20 protein-coding genes are annotated in these 18902 nt (G+C 70.5%); 18 read left to right on the top strand and 2 right to left on the bottom strand.

From position 1 onward, the window contains the following. From BRX43_RS14385 to BRX43_RS14310, 16 genes are all read left to right on the top strand, one after another. Positions 1-404, top strand: a 404-nt coding sequence (locus tag BRX43_RS14385; protein WP_164523618.1) for an OmpA family protein, incomplete at its 5' end; no start/stop codon positions are given. Positions 405-578: 174 nt separating this feature from the next. After that, a complete protein-coding gene (locus BRX43_RS14380) occupies positions 579-1358 on the top strand; it encodes an SDR family oxidoreductase (RefSeq protein WP_125995784.1) in 780 nt (259 codons plus the stop codon). 58 nt (positions 1359-1416) lie between these two features. Further along, positions 1417-2526, top strand: a complete 1110-nt coding sequence (locus BRX43_RS14375; RefSeq protein WP_125995783.1) for an ATP phosphoribosyltransferase regulatory subunit — start codon at positions 1417-1419, stop codon at positions 2524-2526. Positions 2527-2576: 50 nt separating this feature from the next. Next, a complete protein-coding gene (locus tag BRX43_RS14370) occupies positions 2577-3839 on the top strand; it encodes a glutamate-5-semialdehyde dehydrogenase (protein ID WP_125995782.1) in 1263 nt (420 codons plus the stop codon). After that, positions 3839-4438, top strand: a complete 600-nt coding sequence (locus tag BRX43_RS14365) for a nicotinate-nucleotide adenylyltransferase (protein ID WP_125995789.1) — start codon at positions 3839-3841, stop codon at positions 4436-4438. The genes BRX43_RS14370 and BRX43_RS14365 overlap by 1 nt, the downstream gene beginning before the upstream one ends. 26 nt (positions 4439-4464) lie before the next feature. After that, positions 4465-4854 carry a ribosome silencing factor gene (gene rsfS / locus BRX43_RS14360; RefSeq protein WP_125995781.1) on the top strand — a complete coding sequence of 130 codons (390 nt, stop codon included), beginning with the start codon at positions 4465-4467 and terminating at the stop codon, positions 4852-4854. A 12-nt stretch (positions 4855-4866) separates the two neighbouring features. After that, entirely contained in the window at positions 4867-5289 is a 423-nt protein-coding gene (locus BRX43_RS14355; RefSeq protein WP_125995780.1) for a 23S rRNA (pseudouridine(1915)-N(3))-methyltransferase RlmH, read from the top strand. After that, entirely contained in the window at positions 5279-6469 is a 1191-nt protein-coding gene (locus BRX43_RS14350; RefSeq protein WP_241214965.1) for a peptidoglycan DD-metalloendopeptidase family protein, read from the top strand. The genes BRX43_RS14355 and BRX43_RS14350 overlap by 11 nt, the downstream gene beginning before the upstream one ends. Before the next feature lie 101 nt (positions 6470-6570). After that, entirely contained in the window at positions 6571-7947 is a 1377-nt protein-coding gene (locus tag BRX43_RS14345) for a S41 family peptidase (protein WP_125995779.1), read from the top strand. Further along, positions 7944-8432, top strand: coding sequence for a disulfide bond formation protein B (locus tag BRX43_RS14340; protein ID WP_125995778.1), 489 nt, complete (start codon positions 7944-7946; stop codon positions 8430-8432). The genes BRX43_RS14345 and BRX43_RS14340 overlap by 4 nt, the downstream gene beginning before the upstream one ends. Next, positions 8429-8962, top strand: coding sequence for a demethoxyubiquinone hydroxylase family protein (locus tag BRX43_RS14335; RefSeq protein ID WP_125995777.1), 534 nt, complete (start codon positions 8429-8431; stop codon positions 8960-8962). Before BRX43_RS14340 ends, BRX43_RS14335 begins: the two co-directional genes overlap by 4 nt. An 11-nt stretch (positions 8963-8973) precedes the next feature. Further along, complete coding sequence (locus BRX43_RS14330; RefSeq protein WP_241214964.1) at positions 8974-9498, top strand: hypothetical protein; 525 nt, start codon at positions 8974-8976, stop codon at positions 9496-9498. 236 nt (positions 9499-9734) lie between these two features. Continuing rightward, entirely contained in the window at positions 9735-10583 is an 849-nt protein-coding gene (locus tag BRX43_RS14325; protein ID WP_125995776.1) for a lytic transglycosylase domain-containing protein, read from the top strand. A gap of 1 nt (position 10584) precedes the next feature. Next, on the top strand, positions 10585-12654 hold the full coding sequence (gene flhA / locus BRX43_RS14320) for a flagellar biosynthesis protein FlhA (protein WP_125995775.1): 2070 nt from the start codon (positions 10585-10587) through the stop codon (positions 12652-12654). Next, positions 12651-13409, top strand: a complete 759-nt coding sequence (locus BRX43_RS14315; RefSeq protein ID WP_125995774.1) for a FliA/WhiG family RNA polymerase sigma factor — start codon at positions 12651-12653, stop codon at positions 13407-13409. Before flhA ends, BRX43_RS14315 begins: the two co-directional genes overlap by 4 nt. Positions 13410-13494: 85 nt before the next feature. Continuing rightward, entirely contained in the window at positions 13495-13929 is a 435-nt protein-coding gene (locus BRX43_RS14310) for an NUDIX domain-containing protein (protein ID WP_125995773.1), read from the top strand. Here the strand turns inward: BRX43_RS14310 and BRX43_RS14305 are convergent. Continuing rightward, complete coding sequence (locus BRX43_RS14305; protein WP_125995772.1) at positions 13911-16226, bottom strand: S8 family peptidase; 2316 nt, start codon at positions 16224-16226, stop codon at positions 13911-13913. The genes BRX43_RS14310 and BRX43_RS14305 overlap by 19 nt on opposite strands. Positions 16227-16354: 128 nt before the next feature. Between BRX43_RS14305 and BRX43_RS14300 the strand changes: the two genes are divergently transcribed. Then, positions 16355-17020, top strand: coding sequence for a pyrimidine 5'-nucleotidase (locus BRX43_RS14300; protein ID WP_125995771.1), 666 nt, complete (start codon positions 16355-16357; stop codon positions 17018-17020). Next, a complete protein-coding gene (dapD, locus tag BRX43_RS14295) occupies positions 17017-17841 on the top strand; it encodes a 2,3,4,5-tetrahydropyridine-2,6-dicarboxylate N-succinyltransferase (protein WP_125995770.1) in 825 nt (274 codons plus the stop codon). Before BRX43_RS14300 ends, dapD begins: the two co-directional genes overlap by 4 nt. A 39-nt stretch (positions 17842-17880) precedes the next feature. On the opposite strand, the gene BRX43_RS14290 is transcribed toward dapD, so the two are convergent. Continuing rightward, positions 17881-18897, bottom strand: a complete 1017-nt coding sequence (locus tag BRX43_RS14290; RefSeq protein WP_125995769.1) for a cupin-like domain-containing protein — start codon at positions 18895-18897, stop codon at positions 17881-17883. Between the last annotated feature and the right edge of the window lie 5 nt (positions 18898-18902).

The raw sequence follows: 18902 nt of genomic DNA, 5'->3' as shown, positions 1-18902 counted from the left end.
AGCGGGCTCCGCCGCCGCCGCCGCCGGAGCCCGCTCCCGTGGTGCAGTGCCAGCCGGGTCCGTTCATCGTGTTCTTCGAGTGGAACAAGTCGGACATCACCCCGGAAGCAGCGTCGATCCTCGACAACGCGGTCACCCAGTATCAGTCCTGCGGCAATGCGCAGGTCATGCTGGCCGGCTACACCGACACCTCGGGTTCGCCCAAGTACAATGTCGGCCTGTCGCAGCGTCGCGCCGACTCGGTGAAGGCGTACATGGTTTCGCGGTCGATCCCCGACGGCGTGATCTCGACGGAAGCGTTCGGCGAGACCAACCTGCGCGTGCAGACCGCCGACGGCGTCCGCGAAGTGCAGAACCGTCGCGTGGAAATCACCTACGGTCCGGGCGCTGGTTCGGGTCAGTAAGCGATTTCCCCCTCGCGGGAATGGAATTGGGGAGGTCGGTGCAAACCGGCCTCCCTTTTTCTTTGTCCGCGCTCGAAGCCCCGTTGCCGACCGCTTGAAACGATACCCCCCTGATCGCGATGGACGTACGCCGGTTTCCGGTTCAGTCTCTACCGAAAATCGAGGGAGAGGCGAGTGAAGGCGATCTTCATCACCGGTGGCGCATCGGGGATCGGGCGAGCGACGGCGCAATTGTTCGCGACGCGGGGATGGCGCGTCGGGTTGGCGGACGTGGATGCGGCCGGACTAGCTAAGGCGGCCGGGTTGCTGCCGGCGGGCATGGTCGAGACCTATGTCATGGATGTGCGCGATCGCGATGCCTGGGTGGCGGCGCTCGATGCATTCACCGCGACGACCGGCGGGCGACTGGATGTCCTGCACAACAATGCGGGAATCGGGACCGGCGGGCCTCTGACGGAGGCGCGGTTCGAGGATCTCGACCGGACGGTGGCGATCAACCTGATGAGCGTGATCAACGGTGCAAAGATCGGCCATGCCTATCTGGCGCGGACACCGGGAGCGTGCCTGCTCAATACCGCTTCCGCGTCCGCCATCTATGGATCGGCGGGGCTGGCGACCTATTCGGCCACCAAGTTCGGGGTGCGGGCGCTGACCGAGGCGCTGGACGGCGAGTGGGCGGCGGCCGGCATCAAGGTTCGGTCGATCGTGCCGAGCTTCATCGAAACGCCGCTGCTCGACGGTATTGCCGGGGCGAGCAACCGGACGATCCGCGAGACGGTGGTCGCGGCCGGCATGGAATTGACGCCGGTCGAGGCGGTGGCGGAGGCGGCGTGGAAGGCGGTGCATGGCGATGCCGTCCACACCTATGTCGGACGGACCGCCGGGCGGATGCGGTTCGCGGCGCGCTGGATGCCGGGCGCCTTGCGCAAGCGGATGCGACGCGCGCGCGGATGATCGCGATGGATGCGCTGCACAGTGGCGCTCGGCGTCCGGTGGCGCTATCCGCGCGGGCATGACCAAGCCCGGCCTGCTCCCCGAAGGGTTCCACGATCGCCTTCCTCCCTTTGCCGATGCCGCCGCGGCGGTGGAGGCGCGCGTGCTGGAGGCGGCGCGACGCTATGGCTATGAACGCGTCGATCCGCCGCTGGCGGAATTCGCCGAGGAACTGGCGGCGCGGCTGAAGGCGGGCGGATTGCGCGACGCGGTGCGCTTCGTCGATCCGGTCAGCCAGGCCACCATGGCAGTCCGCCCGGACCTGACGGCGCAGGTCGCGCGGATCGCGGCGACGCGCATGGGGCATCATCCCCGGCCGGTACGCCTGTCCTATGCGGGATCAGTGTTGCGGTTGCGCGGGCCGGCGCTGGCTCCAGCGCGCGAACGGCGACAGGTAGGGGCCGAACTGATCGGCCTCGATTCGGTCGCGGCAGCGCGCGAAGTGGTGGCGGTGGCCGTGGAAGGGCTGGCGGCGGCGGGAATCGCCGATGTATCGATCGACTTCACCCTGCCCGATCTGGTCGACACGCTGGCCGCCGGGCCAATGCCGGTCGCGGCAGAGCAGATCGAGACGCTGCGCGAGCGGCTGGATGCGAAGGATGCCGGCGGCGTCGCGGCGATCGCGCCCGCCTATCTGCCGCTGATCGAGGCGACCGGACCGTTCGAGGCCGCACTCGACCGGTTGCGGGCGTTCGACGCGGGTGGCGTGCTGGTCTCGCGGATCGCGGGGCTGGCGGCGATCGCGCGGGGGCTGGCCGGGTCCGCGACGATGACGCTGGACCCGACCGAGCGGCACGGATTCGAATATCAGTCCTGGCTGGGCTTTTCCCTGTTCGCGAGCGGCGCGTCGCGCGAGCTGGGGCGGGGCGGCACCTATGTCGTCGTGCATCCGGACGGACGCGAGGAGGCGGCGACCGGCTTTTCCATCTATGCCGATGCCCTGGTGATGCCGGGTACGGTCGAGCGGCGTCGGCTGTTCCTGCCCCATGGCACGCCCGAGGACGAGGCGGCGGCGTTGCGGGCGGATGGCTGGGTAACGGTCGCGGCGCTGGAAGTAGACGACACGCCACAGGCGCAGCTCGCCACCCATGTCTGGGATGCGGGCCGGGTCCGACCGGTCGCGCTCTGACCGACGATACGACGCTCGGCATTTGCGGTGAGCGGTGATAGCAGGATGGCATGACCGATCCTGTCCTGTCCCCCGCCGAGATGATCGATGCCATGGCGGCCGCCGCCCGCGCCGCCGCCGCCGCGCTGGCGCGGCTGCCATCGGAGCGGCGCCGGGCCGGACTGCGCAGTGCGGCGGCGGCGATTCGGGCGGCCGGGCCGACGATCCTGGAAGCCAATGCCCGCGACGTCGCGGCGGGCGGGGCGGCCGGGCTGAGCGCCGCGATGCTCGACCGGCTGCGGCTGGACGAGGGGCGCGTGGCGGCGATCGCGGCGGCCGTCGAGCAGGTGGCGGCGCTCGACGACCCGGTCGGACAGGAGATCGATCGTGCGGTGCACCCCAATGGGCTGGCGCTGTCGCGCGTGCGGGTGCCGATCGGGGTGATCGGCATCATCTATGAAAGCCGGCCCAATGTGACGGTCGATGCCGCCGCGCTGTGCGTGATGAGCGGCAATGCCACCATCCTGCGCGGGGGCAGCGAGGCGGCGGCGAGCAACCGCGCGCTTCATGCCGCCTTCGCGGAGGGGCTGGCCGCGGCAGGCCTGCCGATCGCGGCGGTGCAGCTGGTGCCGACCACCGACCGGGCGGCGGTGGGGGCGATGCTGGCGGCGGCGGGCTTGATCGACCTGATCATCCCGCGCGGCGGCAAGAGTCTGGTCGCGCGCGTGCAGGCGGAGGCCCGCGTGCCGGTGCTGGCGCATCTGGACGGGATCAACCATGTCTATGTCGATGGCGCGGCCGATCCGGCGATGGCGGAGGCGGTGGTGCGCGACGCCAAGATGCGCCGCACCGGCATCTGCGGCGCGATGGAGACGCTGCTGATCGATCGCGCCTATCCGGCGGGCGCTGCGCTGGTCGCGGCGCTGGCGGCCACGGGCTGCACCTTGCGGGGCGATGCGGCGGCGCAGGCGCTGGGCGTCGCGGAGGCGGCAGAGCCGGCGGATTGGGACACCGAATATCTCGACGCCATCGCCTCGGTCGCGGTGGTGGACGGGCTGGACGGTGCGCTGGCGCATATCGCGCGGCATGGGTCGCACCACACCGATGCGATCGTCACCGAGGATGTGGGCCTCGCCGAACGCTTCCTGGCGGAGGTCGATTCGGCGATCGTGCTGTGGAACGCCTCGACCCAGTTCGCCGATGGCGGCGAGTTCGGGCTGGGGGCGGAGATCGGCATCGCGACGGGGCGGCTGCACGCGCGCGGACCGGTCGCGCTGGAAGGGCTGACGACGTATAAGTGGTTGGGGCGCGGCACCGGGCAGGTGCGTGGGTGATCACCACCGGGCTGCTCGGCGGCAGCTTCAACCCGGCGCATCGGGGGCATCGGGCGATCACGCTGGCGGCGATCCGGGCGCTCGACCTGGACGAGGCATGGTGGCTGGTGTCGCCGGGCAATCCATTGAAGCCCGCCAAGGGCATGGCGCCGCTGGCGGCCCGGCTGGCCTCCGCCCGGCAACAGGCGCGCCGCGCGCCGATCCGGGCGACCGCGATCGAGGCGCGACTGGGCACCCGCTATACGGTCGATACGATCCGCGCCTTGCAGCGGCGCTATCCCAAACGGCGCTTCATCTGGATCATGGGCGCGGACAATCTGGCGCAATTTCATGCCTGGCGCGACTGGCGCGGCATCGCCCGTGCGATCCCGATTGCGGTTGTCGCGCGTCCGGGATATGATGGTCGTGCCCTCGCGGCCCCCGCGATGGCCTGGCTGCGACGTTTCCGGCGATCGCAGTCGGCCGCGAAACGATGGACGGTGTGGAGTGTGCCAGCCCTGGTGCTGTTGCGGTTCCGCCCCGATCCGACGTCCGCCACCGGCATTCGCGCCGGCGATCCCGACTGGCACCGGCGCTTCGCGCGCGGACAGTCCTCCTAGGAGCTCCCTTGGCCACTACCCCTTCCGTGCCCCGTTCCACCGATGCCCAGGAGGTGGAGGCGCTTCATCGCCTGATCCTCGAGTCGCTCGATGACGATCAGGCGGTCGAAACCGTCACCATTCCGCTCGCCGGCAAGTCGACCATCGCCGATCACATGGTGATCGCCAGCGGCCGCTCGACGCGGCAGGTGGCCTCCATGGCCAGCAAGCTGGCCGAGAAGATCAAGGCGGAGATGGGCCGCAGCCCCCGGATCGAGGGCCTGCCGACCGCCGACTGGGTGCTGATTGATGCCGGCGACGTGATCGTGCATCTGTTCCGGCCCGAGGTGCGATCCTTCTACAATCTGGAGCGGATGTGGTCGTTCGGGGACGCCCCCGCGCCGACCGCGGGCACGGACTCCCCCTCCGCACACTGAGGGACCGCCGCCGTGCTGCTCCATATCGTGGCGCGGGGCCGAATCGGGCGGTCGCCCGAGGCCGAACTGCTGGATCGTTACGCCAAGCGGATCGCTTGGCCGATGCGGGTGACCGAACTGCCCGATACGGGCGGTCGGGAGCCCGCTACCGTCCCGCACAGCCGCCGCATCCTGCTGGATGAGAAGGGCGAGATGCTGGGTTCCATGGCCTTTGCCGAGAAGCTGGGCCGGTGGCGCGACGATGGCGTACGCGAGGCGCGTTTCTTGATCGGGGCGGCCGACGGGTTCGACGATGCCGCCCGGCAGGAGGCGGACCTGCTGCTGTCGTTCGGCCGGGCGACGTGGCCGCACCTGATGGCGCGCGCGATGCTGGCCGAACAACTGTTCCGCGCGACCAGCATCCTGGCCAACCATCCCTATCATCGTGAAGGCTGAACGGCGGCGGTCGCTCGCGGTCGGCCTGTTCGCCGTCTGGCTGCTGGCGAGCGGGGCGGCGGGGCAGACGCCGATGCCGGACCAGCGCCGCATTCTCGCCGAGGCGCGGCGCGCGGCGGCGGCGGCCAGTGCGCGGGCGGCGCAATTGACGATCGCGGCGGCGCGCGAACGCGACGCCGCCACGCGCGCGGCGATCGAGGAGCAGGCACTGGCGGAACGGGTGCGCGGGGCGGAAGCCGCACTGGCGGCGGCGGGTGCGCGCGCGGCGATCATCGAGCGGCGACTGGCGGTGCAGCGCGCCCGGCTGGCGGCGGCGCAGGCGCCGGTCGCGCGGTTGCTGGCGGGCTTGCAGGCGCTCGCCAGCCGCCCGGCAATCGCGGCGGTGGCGCAGCCGGGATCGGTCGACGATCTGGTCCATCTGCGCGCTGTCCTGGGCAGTACGCTGCCGGTGGTGCGGGCGCGCACGATGGGCGTGCGGGCGGAACTGGCCCGCGTGCGCGGGCTGCGCCGCGATGCCGCCATCGCGGCCGTGGCGCTGCGCGACGGACGGGCGAAGCTGCAACGCGACCGGGTGGCGCTGGCGGCGCTGGAATCGCTGCATCGGCGGCGCGCGGCGGTGCTGGGACGCGGGGCGATGAGTGAAGAGGATCGCGCGCTGGCGTTGGGCGAGCGGGCCCGCGATGCGATCGACCGGATGACCGAGGCCGATCAGGGCGAGGTGACGGCGGCGCAACTGGCGATCCTGCCCGGTCCGCTGCCGCGCCCGCTGGCGAGCGGCAGCGTGGTGCCGCCGCCACCACCACCCGTCTATCGCCTGCCGGTCGAGGGACGATTGGTGACCGGTTTTGGCGAAATGTCCGATTCCGGCGTGCGGGCGCGGGGCCTGACCTTCGTGGTGAGGCCGGGCGCGGGGGTGCGCGCGCCGGCGGGCGGCACGGTGCGCTATGCGCGTGTGTTCCGGGACTATGGCCGCATCCTGATCCTGGATCATGGCGATGGCTGGACCAGCCTGTTGACCGGCATGGCGGATCTGCTGGTCGAACCCGGCGCGACGGTGACGGCGGGGCAGCCGGTCGGTCGGGCGGGGCGGACCGGCGGCGCGGCGGGGGATCCGGCGCGGGTCACGGTGGAGCTGCGCCGCCGGGGCCGGCCGGTCGACATGACCGCGCTGACCGGCTGAACCGTTCGGCGTCGCTCATCCTGGGTTCAGCGCCGGTCTGCTTTGCTCCCGCGCGCGTTATCCGCTAGACAGGCGGGCTAGTTTCCGGGTCGGGGTTTTCCATGCGTCGTTCGCTTCTGACTGCCACCGCGATCGTGGCCGCGCTATCGGCTATCCCGCTGGCGACGGCGGCGATGGCCGCGGCGGATTCGGGCAATTATGGCGAGTTCGAGCGGTTCATCGACGTGTTCAACCGCGTGAAGGCGGACTATGTCGACAAGGTCGACGACAAGACGCTGATCAACGGCGCGATCCAGGGGATGCTGACCTCGCTCGACCCGCATAGCAGCTATGTCGATGCGCTCGATTTCCAGAACCTGAAGATCATGACAGACGGCAATTACGGCGGCCTGGGCCTGACGGTGTCGATGGAGGACGGCGCGGTCAAGGTGATCGCGCCGCAGGAGGATACGCCCGCCGCGCGCGCCGGGGTGAAGTCCGGCGACTACATCACTCATATCGACGGCAAGCTGATCTATGGCGACTCGCTGGACGAGGCGATCGGCCTGATGCGCGGCAAGCCGGGCACCAAGATCGCGCTGACGCTGGTGCGCCCCGGCACGACCAAGCCGATCGAAGTGTCGATGATGCGCGAGGTCATCACGCAGAAGCCGGTGAAGTGGGAAGTACGTGGCGATGTCGGCTATATCAACATCAACACCTTTTCCGAGGCGACGGGCGCGGACACGCGCGCCGCGATCATGGCGATCGACAAGGCGCTGGGCCATCGCCCGCTGGGCTATGTCGTCGACCTGCGCGACAATGGCGGCGGCCTGCTGACCCAGGCGATCGCCGTGTCCGACGCGTTCCTGGACCATGGCGAGATCGTGTCGCAGCGCGGGCGCGAGAAAGCCGACATCGAACGCTATTTCGCCAAGCCCGGCGATGACGCGCATGGCCTGCCCGTGGTGGTGCTGATCAACCCCGGCACCGCCTCCGCCTCCGAGATCGTCGCCGGCGCGCTCCAGGATCATCACCGCGCGCTGGTGATGGGCGAGCGCTCGTTCGGCAAGGGATCGGTGCAGACGCTGCTGCCGCTGGGGCCGGAGACGGCGCTGCGGCTGACCACGGCGCGCTATTACACGCCGTCCGGCCGTTCGGTGCAGGAGGGCGGGATCGAGCCCGATATCCGGGTGCCGCAGCTTAGCGACCCCGACTACAAGGTCCGCCCGGTGTTCCGCGAGGCCGATCTGCGCCGCCACCTGATCAACGAGGTGAAGGCGGACAATGCGGTGCTGGAAGAGGATACCAAGGACGATCCCCGCTTCATCGCCACCGCCGACCAGCTGAAGAAGGACGGCGTGAAAGATTTCCAGCTGCAATATGCGCTGAAGACGATCGCCCGGCTGGGCGGCCCGGCGCAGGTCGCCGCCGCCACCCGCGTCACGCCGCCGGCCGCCGATGGCAAGACTTCCGTTACGAAGACGGGCACCAAGTGATCGGACATAGCGCGCATCGCTGGTACCGGGCGAACTGGCTCGCATTGCTGTTGCCTGCGGCGCTGCTGGTCGGGGCCTGGGGATCGCAGCTGATCGGCGGGCTGTACCCGTGTGAGATGTGCCATTGGCAGCGCTGGCCGCATTATGCCGCGGTGGTGCTGGCGGGGATCGGGCTGGTGCAGCCGAGCCTGCGGCGACCGATGGTGGTGCTGGCGGCGCTGGCGATCATGCTGTCGGGCCTGATCGGCGTCGCTCATGCCGGTGTCGAATATCATTGGTGGCAGGGCTTCACCGCCTGCACCTCGACCGTCAGTGCCAGCGGCGGTAGCGCCGCGGACCGGCTGGCGGCGATCATGAAGGCGCCGATGGTGCGCTGCGACCAGGCGCAATGGACCCTGTTCGGCATTTCCCTGGCCGGCTTCAACGCCATCTTCTCGTTGGGCGGTGCGATCACCATCTTGAGCCTCGTGAGGAGAGCGCGATGAGCTGGAAACCGGGTGACCGACACGAGGCGACCGAGGCGATGATCCGGGTGGATCAGGCCGGGGAGTTCGGTGCGATCCGCATCTATGCCGGGCAGCTGGCGGTGCTGGGCGACCGGCATCCCGCCGCGCGCGCGATCCACCATATGGCGGCGCAGGAGGAGCGGCACCGCGCCTTTTTCGACCGGATGATCGTCGAGCGCGGCGTGCGCCCGACTCTGCTCCAGCCGATCTGGAAGGTGGCGGGCTTCGCGCTGGGCGCGGCGACGGCGGCGCTGGGACCGGACGCGGCCATGGCCTGCACTGCGGCGGTCGAGACCGAGATCGACAAACATTATTCGCAGCAGCTCGCCGAACTGGGCGACACGGACCCCGAACTGTCCGAGGCGATCGTCGAGTTCCAGGCCGAGGAATTGGAGCATCGCGACCATGCCCTGGCGGCGGGAGCGGAGAATACCTTCGGCTATCCGGTCCTGTCCGGGCTGATCCGATTGGGGTGCAAGGTCGCGATCGCGACCGCCAAGCGCATTTAGGAGTGGATGCGATGAGGACCATGATGCTGGCGCTGCTCGCGCCCGGACTGATGCTGGCGGGGCAGGCGGTCGCGCAGACGACGCCGCCGGCGTCCGCATCGAGCGGACCGGTCAACCGCCCGACCGAGCTGGATGCCGAACCGCGGGCGGCGCTGCCCGGTCTGGAGCGGCCGCGCAAGGTGACGACGCAGGCGGGTGTTGGTCGCGGCGCGCCGGTGAACGGCGTGCTGATCCTCTACGGCAACGAGAAATGCCCGACCAACGCGGCGGGCGACGAGATCGTCGTCTGCGAGCGGCGCAGCCCCGAGGAACAGTTCCGCATCCCCAAGGAAGTCCGGAACTTCGAGGTCACGCCGGAAAATCGCAGCTGGGCAGCGCGCGCGCAGGGCGTGTTGAGCGACGGCGTCGGCGTCAACAGCATCGGTAGCTGCTCGACCGTCGGTGCCGGCGGCGGCTCGGGCTGTTTCGCGCAGCGCGTGCGCGAGACGCGGGCGGTGAACGAAGCCAATGCGGCGGAGAACCGGCGCGTACCCTGAAGGGCGCGCCTTCCCGACAGGATGGCGGCAGGGGCCGGGCTTTCACCGGGATGGTGGTAGGCCCCGCAAATAACGGTAGCACCATCCAGAAGCCTCACCGGCAAGGCCGGCAAAGCGTTGCCGCCCTTGCCGCCTGTCCATCGGTGACCGGCCCGCCGCCGCGTCCCGCACAAGGCATCTCCGACATCTGGCACGGCTCTTGCTGATCGAACCCCGAACAGGGGTATCGATTCGACGTGAGCGTCCATCCAGTCCAGTCCGGCCGTATCCAGCAGGCGATCGCCTATGCCGCCAATGCGACCGGCATCGATTTCGACTATCTGCTCGGCCAGGCCAAGGTCGAGAGCGGGCTGAACGCATCCGCCCGCGCCGGCTCCTCCTCCGCCTCGGGCCTCTACCAGTTCATCGAGTCGAGCTGGCTGGCCGTGGTCAAGAAACATGGCGCCGAACATGGGCTGGGCTGGGCGGCCGATGCGATCGGCACCTCGGGCGGGCGCTACAGCGTCGCGGATGGCGCGACGCGTCAAGCGATCCTGGCGCTGCGCAACGACCCCGCCGCCGCCAGCCTGATGGCGGCCGAACATGCCTCCGACAACAAGGCGGCGCTGGAGGGCAATCTGGGCCGCGCCGCCAGCGGCACCGACCTGTACATGGCGCATTTCCTGGGGCTGGGTGGCGCGAACAAGTTCCTGTCGGCGATGCGGGCCGATCCGCAGGCCAGCGGCGCCAGCCTGTTCCCCGGCGCGGCGCGCACCAATCGCAGCGTCTTCTATGATGATGGCGGCCGGCCGCGCTCGCTATCGGCCATCTACCAGCGCTTCGCCGACAAGCTGGGCGCGGGCGGCGACAGCGTCGGGGAGACGCGGGGCGCCAATCTCGCCTTCGCCGCGCAGGCCTTGGCGATGGGCGACGACACCACCGTCGTCACCGGCGCGAACGAGACCGCCGACAGCGCGCTGACCTGGGCCCGTTCGACGCTGGGACAGCTGAACGGCAAGAGGGCGGCGGCTGGCGACAGCCTGCTCCGGCCCCGGCCCGATCATGCGCGCCTCGCCTATATGATGCTCGCCCGGATGGGAGGCTGAGATGAAGCTGCTCGCCACCGCACGCGGCAGCGCCTTGCCGCTCGCCATCCTGCTGCTCGTGCTGGTCATGGTGGTGCCGATCCCGGCGGCGCTGCTCGACATCTTCTTCGTGGCCAACATCGCGATCAGCTTGGCGGTGCTGATGGTCGCGCTCAACGCCCAGAAGCCCCTCGATTTCAGCGCCTTCCCGACCGTCCTCCTGTTCGCGACGCTGTTCCGCCTCGGCCTCAACGTCGCCTCGACCCGGATCGTGCTGGTCCATGGCCATGAGGGCGAGGGCGCAGCCGGCCATGTGATCGAGGCGTTCGGCACCTTCCTGATCGGCGGCGACTATGTGGTCGGCCTGTTCGTCTTCGCGATCCTGATGATCATCAACCTGATCGTGGTGACCAAGGGCGCGGGCCGCGTGTCCGAAGTGTCGGCGCGCTTCACGCTCGACGCCTTGCCGGGCAAGCAGATGGCGATCGACGCCGACCTCAATGCCGGCCTCATCACCCCCGACGAGGCCAAGACCCGCCGCGTCGAGGTGGCGACCGAGGCGGATTTCTACGGATCGATGGACGGTTCGTCCAAGTTCGTGAAGGGCGACGCGATCGCCGCGCTGATGATCCTGGCGGCGAACGTCGTCGGCGGCCTGATCCTGGGCCCGGTCAGCCACGGCATGTCGATCGGCGATGCCGCGCATAACTACATCCTGCTGGCGATCGGCGACGCGCTGGTCGCGCAGCTCCCGTCGCTGATGCTGTCGATCGCCGCCGCCGCGATCGTCACCCGCGTCGCGTCGGACAAGGATCTGGCCGGCCAGATCGGATCGCAGTTCGGCAGCGCGCGGACCTGGACGCCGGTGGCGGTGATCCTGGCGCTGCTCGGCGTGCTGCCGGGGATGCCGCATCTGGTGCTGCTGCCCGCCGCCGCCATCGCCGGCTTCGCCGCGTGGAAGCTGCGCCAGATCGAGCGCCGCCCGGTCGCCGTACCGATGCCCGCCGCCGTCCCCCCCGTCGACCCGTCGCGGATCGGCTGGGACGAGGTGAGCGACGGGATGCAGGTGCATATCGACATCGGCTACGGCCTGGTGCCGCTGGTCGACGAACGGCGTGGCGCGCCGCTGATGGGCAGGATCACCGGCGTGCGGCGACAGCTGTCCAAGGAACTGGGCTTCGTCGTGCCGCAATGCCGCGTGCGCGACGACATCAACCTGTCGCCCTATCACTACCGCATCCTGGTCAACGGCGTCGTCGTCGGCGAGGACCAGGTGTCGCCGGACGAGATGCTGGCGCTGGACACCGGCCAGGCGGTCGGCCTGCTCCAGGGCAAGCCCGCCAAGGACCCCACCTTCGGCCTGGACGCCACCTGGATCGCATCGGGCGATGCCGATGCGGCGACGGGCGCGGGCTATCTGGTGGTCGATCCCGGCACGGTGATGGCGACGCACCTCAACCATGTGCTGGGCAGCCATGCCGCCGACCTGCTGGGACCGGACGAGGTGCAGGCGCTGCTCGACGGGCTGAAGGATCGCGCCGGCCAGCTCGTCGCCGCGCTCTGCCCGCAGCCGGTATCGCTGACCGCGCTGACCCAGGTGCTGAAGGGCCTGCTCGCCGAGAACATCTCGTTGCGCGAATTCCGCCGCATCGCCTCGGCGATCGCCACGGCGGCGCAACGCAGCAACGATCCCGAGGAGCTGGTCGAGCTGATCCGCCCCGCGCTGGGACCGCTCATCATCCAGAAGCTCTGCGGCGTGCGCGAGCCGCTGCGCGTCATGACGCTGGAGGGACATTTGGAAGCCTTGCTGGGCCAGGCGATGCGCGCCGACGCATCCCGCCGCCATGTCATCGAACCCGATCTCGGCCGCCGCATCGTCGACGCGCTGACCCAGGCGGCGCAGCCGCTGATCGCCGAGGCCAAGCCCTTCGCGCTGGTCGTGCAGCCGACGATCCGCGTCGCCATCCGCAAGCTGATCCGCACCTGCCTGCCCGACACGCCGGTCCTGTCCTTCTTCGAGGTGCCCGAGGACAAGGCGGTCGAGGTCGTCGCGATCATCGGCGCGCCCCAGCCCCAGGCGCTGGCGGCATGAGCGCGGAGCCGATGCGCCAGGCCTTCGCGAATGCGCAGGCGCTGGACGGCCAGCCGCTCACCTACGCGCCCAAGCGGCGGCCGGGCGACGACCGCGACCGGCTGGTGCGCGAGCATCTGCCGCTGGTCCGCCGCATCGCCTGGCATGTGCACGGATCGATGTCGACGATCGTCGAGGTCGAGGATCTGGTGCAGGTCGGTCTGATCGCGCTGGTCGAGGCGGCGGCGACGTTCGAGGATCGCGGGCTGGTCAGCTTCCGGCAATATTGCGCGACGCGGCTGCGCGGCGCGATGATCGACGAACTCCGCCGCCAGGCAACGACGACGCGCGGCGCGATGAAGCGGCGGCGGCACTATGCGCAGGCCGTGGCGGCGCTGACCGATCCGACCGGCCGCCCTCCCGAGGAAGCGGCGGTGGCGGCACGGATCGGCGTGTCGGTCGAGCGGCTGCGCGCCGACTATGCGACCGCCGATGCGGTGCGGTTCGATTCGATCGACGAGGTCTATGCCGACGACCTGCCCTGGTTCGCCGACGATGGGCCGGACGCCTTCGCGCAACTGTCGGACGGGCAGACGCGCGACCGGCTGATCGCCGCGATCACCGCCTTGCCCGAGCGCGAGGCGCAGGTGATCCAGCTCTATTATGTCGAGGAACTGAATCTGGAGGAAATCGGGCTGGTGCTGGGCGTCGGCGCGGCGCGCATCTGCCAGATCAAGGCATCGGCCCATGCGCGGCTGAAGAAGGCGATGCGGTAACCCTGGGCGCCTGCGCAGGCAGGCGTATTGGTGCTTTGCATAGGCTCCCTTGCCGCCGATCGTTCCGGTGGGCAGGAGCGCTGCCATGCAGAACGAACCTCGCCTGGGCTGTGGCGCCGCGATCGTGGTCGACGGCCGGTTGCTGCTGGTGCAACGCCGGACCGACCCGGAGGCGGGGTGCTGGGGCCTGCCCGGCGGCAAGGTCGACCTGTTCGAACCCGCCGCCGACGCGGTGCGCCGCGAGATCGCCGAGGAGGTGGGGATCGCGATCGACCCGGTCGACCTGCTCTGCGTCGTCGATCAGATCGATCGGGCGACGGGCATGCACTGGTTGTCACCGGTCTATCGGGTCGATCGCTACCAGGGCGAGCCGGTCAATCGCGAGCCGGGCAAACATGCCGCGATCGGCTGGTTCGCGCTGGACGCGCTGCCCGCATCGCTGACCACGCCGACCCGCACCGCGATCGCCGCCCTGGCCCGCCGCGCTGGCGGACCGCTGGATCAGAAGCCGAACCCATAGCGTAGCGCGACGCCGGTATCGGCGGGCAATGCGGCGATATGGCCGGGATCGCGGCGGTGGAAGGCATTGGCCTCCAGCCACCCTATCCCCACGCCGACCGCATAGCGCGCCTCCACGTCCAGCTCGCGCCCGCGCGGGGTCATGTTGAGCCGCTGCACCGTCCAGTCGGTCACCGCGCCGCGCGCATAGTCATAGCCGGTCGGCAGCGCCAGATCGACGCCGCCTCCGGCGACGCGCAGCGGCTGGGCGATGCGCAGGCCGAAGGAATCGCCGCCGAACACACCGTCCTTGCCCAGGTCGGCGGCGAAGGCGGTGGTGCGGATATGCCCGCCGCCGCGCATCCCGCCGCGCACCGCCGCGATCGTCCAGCCCTGGCGCCAGCGGCCCCCCAGCGACCAGCCGCCACCCGCATCGACCCGCGCGCTCGCCTCGCCGAACCAGCTCGTCGCCCGCGTCGCGCCGAGCCCCGGACCCAGCCGCGCGCCCAGGATCGTGTCGTCCTCGTGCAGCCGTGTGGCGGTGATCATCGTCGCCAGCGCGCCGAACCGGCGGTCGAGCGCGAACAGGGCGCGGTCGTAGCCGCCCGTTCCGGCACGGTCGCCCTCGGCCCATGGGAGCGTGCCGGGCGCCAGCATCCGCCCGGACTCGATCGCGCCGGTCACCCCCCAGCCGCCCAGCCGCTGGCGGACCGCCGCGCTCTGGCGCGCGCCGCCATCAATTCCGGGCAGCGTCGCGCCCGCGATCAGGAAGCCGGGCTCGCCCATGCCGGTCAGGCTGGTGGTGACCGCCTGCGCCCCCTGCGCGAAGCCCAGCCCGACGCTCAGGTCCGGCCCCATCCGCTGCGTCACCAGCCCGGCGAGCACCCGCGCGCGCGACGCGTCGCCGGCCGACAGGGCGCTGCGTTGCAGGATCGCGTCGCCGGACGCCCGCGCCGACAGCGTCATCGACAGGCTGGTCTCGCCCCGCGCCACCGCCACGGACCGGCCGCCCAGGCCCAGGGCGTTGGCGAGCGCCGGCTGCGGCCGGGCATGGGCCAGCGTCCGCGCCAGGTCGATCGCGAAGGCGCGGCTAAAGCCGTCCAGGATCACCGCCCCCAATCCGGTCTGCGCGGCGTCGCCCATCACCGCGGACAGCGTGCCGTTGGCGGTGAGCGAGACGGCGGCGGTGCTGCCCGCGACCGAACTGGCGCCGACCGGCTGGAAGGCGCGGGTCAGGTCCAGCACGCCCTGGCCATAGATGCCGTCGACGCCCGCCGCGCCGGCATCGCGCGCGGTGCGGAACAGCAGCTCGACGATCTGCGCGCCGCTGAGATTGGGAAAGGCCTGGGCCAGCAGCGCCACCGCGCCGGAAATCTGCGGCGCGGCGAAGGAGGTGCCGGACCAGAGATAATCGATCCCATTCTGGTCGGGCGCGCGCACGTTCGATCCCATCGCGCTCAGATAATGGGCGGCGGCGCTGCCGGCGCGGTTGCTGCGCTCGGCGATCTGGTCGCGCGAATCGACCCAGCCGGCGATGATGACCTGGTTGCGCGCGACCGCGGCATTGTTGGCGATGGCGCTGAACGCATCCGGATTGGCCGCGCCCTCATTGCCGGCGGCCATGACCAGCACGATGCCGGCGGCGGTGGCGCGCGCGATCGCCGCCTGGAGGTTGGCGGGCATGTCCGATCCGCCGAGCGAGATGTTGATGACGCGGGCGCCGGCCATCCGCGCCGCATCGACACCGCGCGCGATCGCGTCGGTGGCGAATTTGCAGCCGCTGTCGCCATTGGCGCCGGAGCCGGCGGCGCAACTGCCCGGCCGGTCGGCGCGCAGCACGATCAGCGACGAATCGAACGCCACCCCTTGCGTCCCCTGGCCGTCGCGTCGCCCGGCGATGGTGAAGGCGACGGCGGTGCCATGGCCGCTCTGGTCGGTGATGCCCTCGGTTCCGGACACCGAGGCGGAGCTGGCGGCGATGCGCCCGGCGAACTGGTCGCTGCGCGTGTCGATGCCGGTGTCGATCACCGCGACGCCGACCCCGGCACCGGTCGCGCCCCTGCTATAGGCGGCCAGCGCGTTCATCGACACCGCGCCCACGGTCGCGCGATATTCGCTCGTCTCGTAGCTGCTGGGGGTGGGCGAGGGACCGGGCGACGGAGTCGGGCTGGGTGCGGGGGTGATGATCGGCGGCGGCGTCACCACCGGCGACGACCCGCCCGCCCCGCCACAGGCCGCCAGCATCGGGCACAGGACGGATGCCAGGCCGAGCCGCGCGATGCGGGCCGGGCGGCGCGATCCTGCCTGATTGAACCCCATCCGCCGACCGCCCCCGCGCCTTCGCGTCAAGGGATCGCCGCTACAGCATTTGCGCGTCCGATCCAAGCAGGGCCGACACGGTCCCGGCGCTTGCTCCGGAGGCTGGCCTTGCCTACAGACCCGCCGCGATGATCGACCGGCTTTCCCATGTCCGCAACTGGATCTTCGACCTCGACAACACGCTCTATCCGGCGAGCGCCGATCTGTTCGCGCATATCGACCGGCGGATGACCGCGTTCATCGCCGAGCTGCTGTCGGTCGACCTGGTCCAGGCGCATCGCATCCAGAAGGCCTATTTCATCGGCCATGGCACGACGCTGGCCGGGCTGATGGCCGAGCATCAGGTCGATCCGCACGCCTTCCTCGCCTATGTCCACGATATCGAGATGGACGTGTTGCAGGCGGACGCGCCGCTGGTCGCGGCCCTTGCCCGCCTGCCGGGGCGCAAGCTGGTCTTCACCAATGGCGACGGGCCCTATGCGCTCAAGGTGCTGGAGCGGCTGGGGCTGGGCGGCAGTTTCGAGGCGGTGCACGACATCCACGCGATGAACCTCCGCCCCAAGCCGCAGCCCGAGGCCTATGCCGGCCTATGCGCCGCCTTCGACCTCGACCCCCGGGAAAGCCTGTTCGTCGAGGACATGGCGCGCAACCTGAAGCCGGCCAAGGCGATCGGCATGACCACCGTCTGGGTCGACAATGGGTCCGAACAGGCCCCCGACGCCGATCGCAGCTACATCGATTTCCACATCCACGCGCTCGCGCCGTGGCTCGAACAGATCCTGGAGACGCCATGAACGACCTGTCCACCACCATCGACACCGCCTGGGACAACCGGACCGAGCTGGGCTTCACCACCGGCGGCGCGGTGCGCGAGGCGGTGGAACAGGCGCTGGCGATGCTGGATGCCGGCACGGCGCGGGTGGCCGAGCCGGACGGCGAGGGCGGCTGGCGCGTCAACCAGTGGCTGAAGAAGGCGGTGCTGCTGTCCTTCCGCCTCAACGACAACAGCCTGATCGACAATGGACCGGGGGCCGGCCACTGGTTCGACAAGGTGCCGTCCAAGTTCAGCGGCTGGGACGAGGCGGCATTCCGCCAGGCCGGCTTCCGCGCGGTGCCGGGGTCGGTGGTGCGGCGCGGCGCGTTCATCGGCAAGAGTGCGATCCTGATGCCCAGCTTCGTCAATATCGGCGCGCATGTCGGCGAGGGTACGATGGTCGACACCTGGGCGACGGTGGGCAGTTGCGCGCAGATCGGCCGCAACGTCCATCTGTCGGGCGGGGCCGGGATCGGCGGCGTGCTGGAGCCGCTCCAGGCCGATCCGGTCGTCATCGAGGACGGCGCGTTCATCGGCGCCCGCGCCGAGGTGGCGGAGGGCGTGCGCGTCGGCGAGGGTGCGGTCTTGTCGATGGGCGTCTATCTGGGCGCGTCGACCAAGATCGTCGACCGCGAGACGGGCGAGATCTTCCGCGGCCATGTGCCGCCCTACAGCGTGGTGGTGCCCGGCTCGCTGGGCGGCGGCGACGGCAAGCCGGCGCTCTATTGCGCGGTGATCGTCAAGCGCGTCGATGCGCAGACCCGCTCCAAGACCAGCGTCAACGACCTGCTGCGCGACTGATCCCGTATCGGGCTCCTGCACGAACAGGAGCCCGATTGCTCAGCGTCCCAGATTCTGGAGCAGGGTCGCGCGCATCCGCTCGGCCATGTCGGCATCGACCGGGCCCAGCACCCCCTGCGCCGATTGCGGCAGGTGCGCGACCGGATCGCCGCCGGTGCGGAACACCAGATGGTCGAACATCAGCCGCCACGCGGCCCGCTGGTCGTCGGGCAGGGTGCGCAGCGCGAACAGCGACAGCAGCAGCGCATGGTACGGGCTGCCCATCGCCTTGGGCGCGGGATTCCACCAATAGTTCATGAAGATGCTGACCGGGTCGAGCGAGTCGACCGCGTGCCACCAGTGGAAGGGGATGTAGATCGCGTCGCCCGGCGCCAGCACCCCGCTTTGCGCCACCGCCATCGCCTCGGCGAAGCGGGGATAGCGGTCCAGGTCGGGCGCGGCGGGGTCGACCATGCTGACCGGCGTGCCCGCCGGGGTCAGTTCCAGCGGCCCCATATAGAGATTGGCGAGCTGGTCGGGCGGGAACAGGGTGAAGCGGCGGCGGCCGGCGACGACCACGCCGATATTCTCCGCCAGGTCGTAATGCGGCGCGACGCGGATCGCATTGCCCAGCCACAGGCGCGGAACGACATCGGCATCGACCAGGTCGGTCGACTGTTCGGCGGTGAAGCCGGGCAGCAATTCGGGCAGCGGCACCGACTGGACCGCCATGGCATAGGGCCGCTCCGCCCCCCGGTCGCGCAGCAGCCGGTCGAGGAACGGCCCGAGCGGCGACTGGCCGCGCGTGAAGTTCAAGGCGGACAGGTCGGGCGTGTAGAAGAACCGCCCGTCGATCTCCGGCGGTCCGACGACCGCGCCGACCGGCTCGGCATGGCTGAACCGCTTGAGATAGGCGATGATCGCCTCGTCCGACTGCTCCGCCGCCCGCACCGCCGGCCAGCCCTTGCCGACCCCGCGCAGGATCGCAGGGACCCCGGCGGGGCGGATCTCGGCCTCGAAGCGGGCGCGGTCGACGCCGTGATATTCGGGCAGCGGTGCGGGAGCGGGGAGGGACATGGAAA

The organism is Sphingomonas sp. S-NIH.Pt15_0812 (assembly GCF_003951315.1).
Taxonomy (GTDB): Bacteria; Pseudomonadota; Alphaproteobacteria; order Sphingomonadales; family Sphingomonadaceae; genus Sphingomonas.
Note: the sequence above shows the minus strand (reverse complement) of the source record. Positions and strands in the feature narration are given on the sequence as shown.

What these genes read in the sequence shown, in the direction of transcription:
- BRX43_RS14375 (WP_125995783.1), top strand. Translation starts at nt 1,417, where the DNA reads ATGACCAAGCCCGGCCTGCTCCCCGAAGGGTTCCACGATCGCCTTCCT.
- BRX43_RS14370 (WP_125995782.1), top strand. Translation starts at nt 2,577, where the DNA reads ATGACCGATCCTGTCCTGTCCCCCGCCGAGATGATCGATGCCATGGCG.
- BRX43_RS14345 (WP_125995779.1), top strand. Translation starts at nt 6,571, where the DNA reads ATGCGTCGTTCGCTTCTGACTGCCACCGCGATCGTGGCCGCGCTATCG.
- BRX43_RS14335 (WP_125995777.1), top strand. Translation starts at nt 8,429, where the DNA reads ATGAGCTGGAAACCGGGTGACCGACACGAGGCGACCGAGGCGATGATC.
- BRX43_RS14330 (WP_241214964.1), top strand. Translation starts at nt 8,974, where the DNA reads ATGAGGACCATGATGCTGGCGCTGCTCGCGCCCGGACTGATGCTGGCG.
- flhA (WP_125995775.1), top strand. Translation starts at nt 10,585, where the DNA reads ATGAAGCTGCTCGCCACCGCACGCGGCAGCGCCTTGCCGCTCGCCATC.
- BRX43_RS14315 (WP_125995774.1), top strand. Translation starts at nt 12,651, where the DNA reads ATGAGCGCGGAGCCGATGCGCCAGGCCTTCGCGAATGCGCAGGCGCTG.
- BRX43_RS14310 (WP_125995773.1), top strand. Translation starts at nt 13,495, where the DNA reads ATGCAGAACGAACCTCGCCTGGGCTGTGGCGCCGCGATCGTGGTCGAC.
- BRX43_RS14305 (WP_125995772.1), bottom strand. Translation starts at nt 16,226, where the DNA reads ATGGGGTTCAATCAGGCAGGATCGCGCCGCCCGGCCCGCATCGCGCGG.
- BRX43_RS14300 (WP_125995771.1), top strand. Translation starts at nt 16,355, where the DNA reads ATGATCGACCGGCTTTCCCATGTCCGCAACTGGATCTTCGACCTCGAC.
- dapD (WP_125995770.1), top strand. Translation starts at nt 17,017, where the DNA reads ATGAACGACCTGTCCACCACCATCGACACCGCCTGGGACAACCGGACC.
- BRX43_RS14290 (WP_125995769.1), bottom strand. Translation starts at nt 18,897, where the DNA reads ATGTCCCTCCCCGCTCCCGCACCGCTGCCCGAATATCACGGCGTCGAC.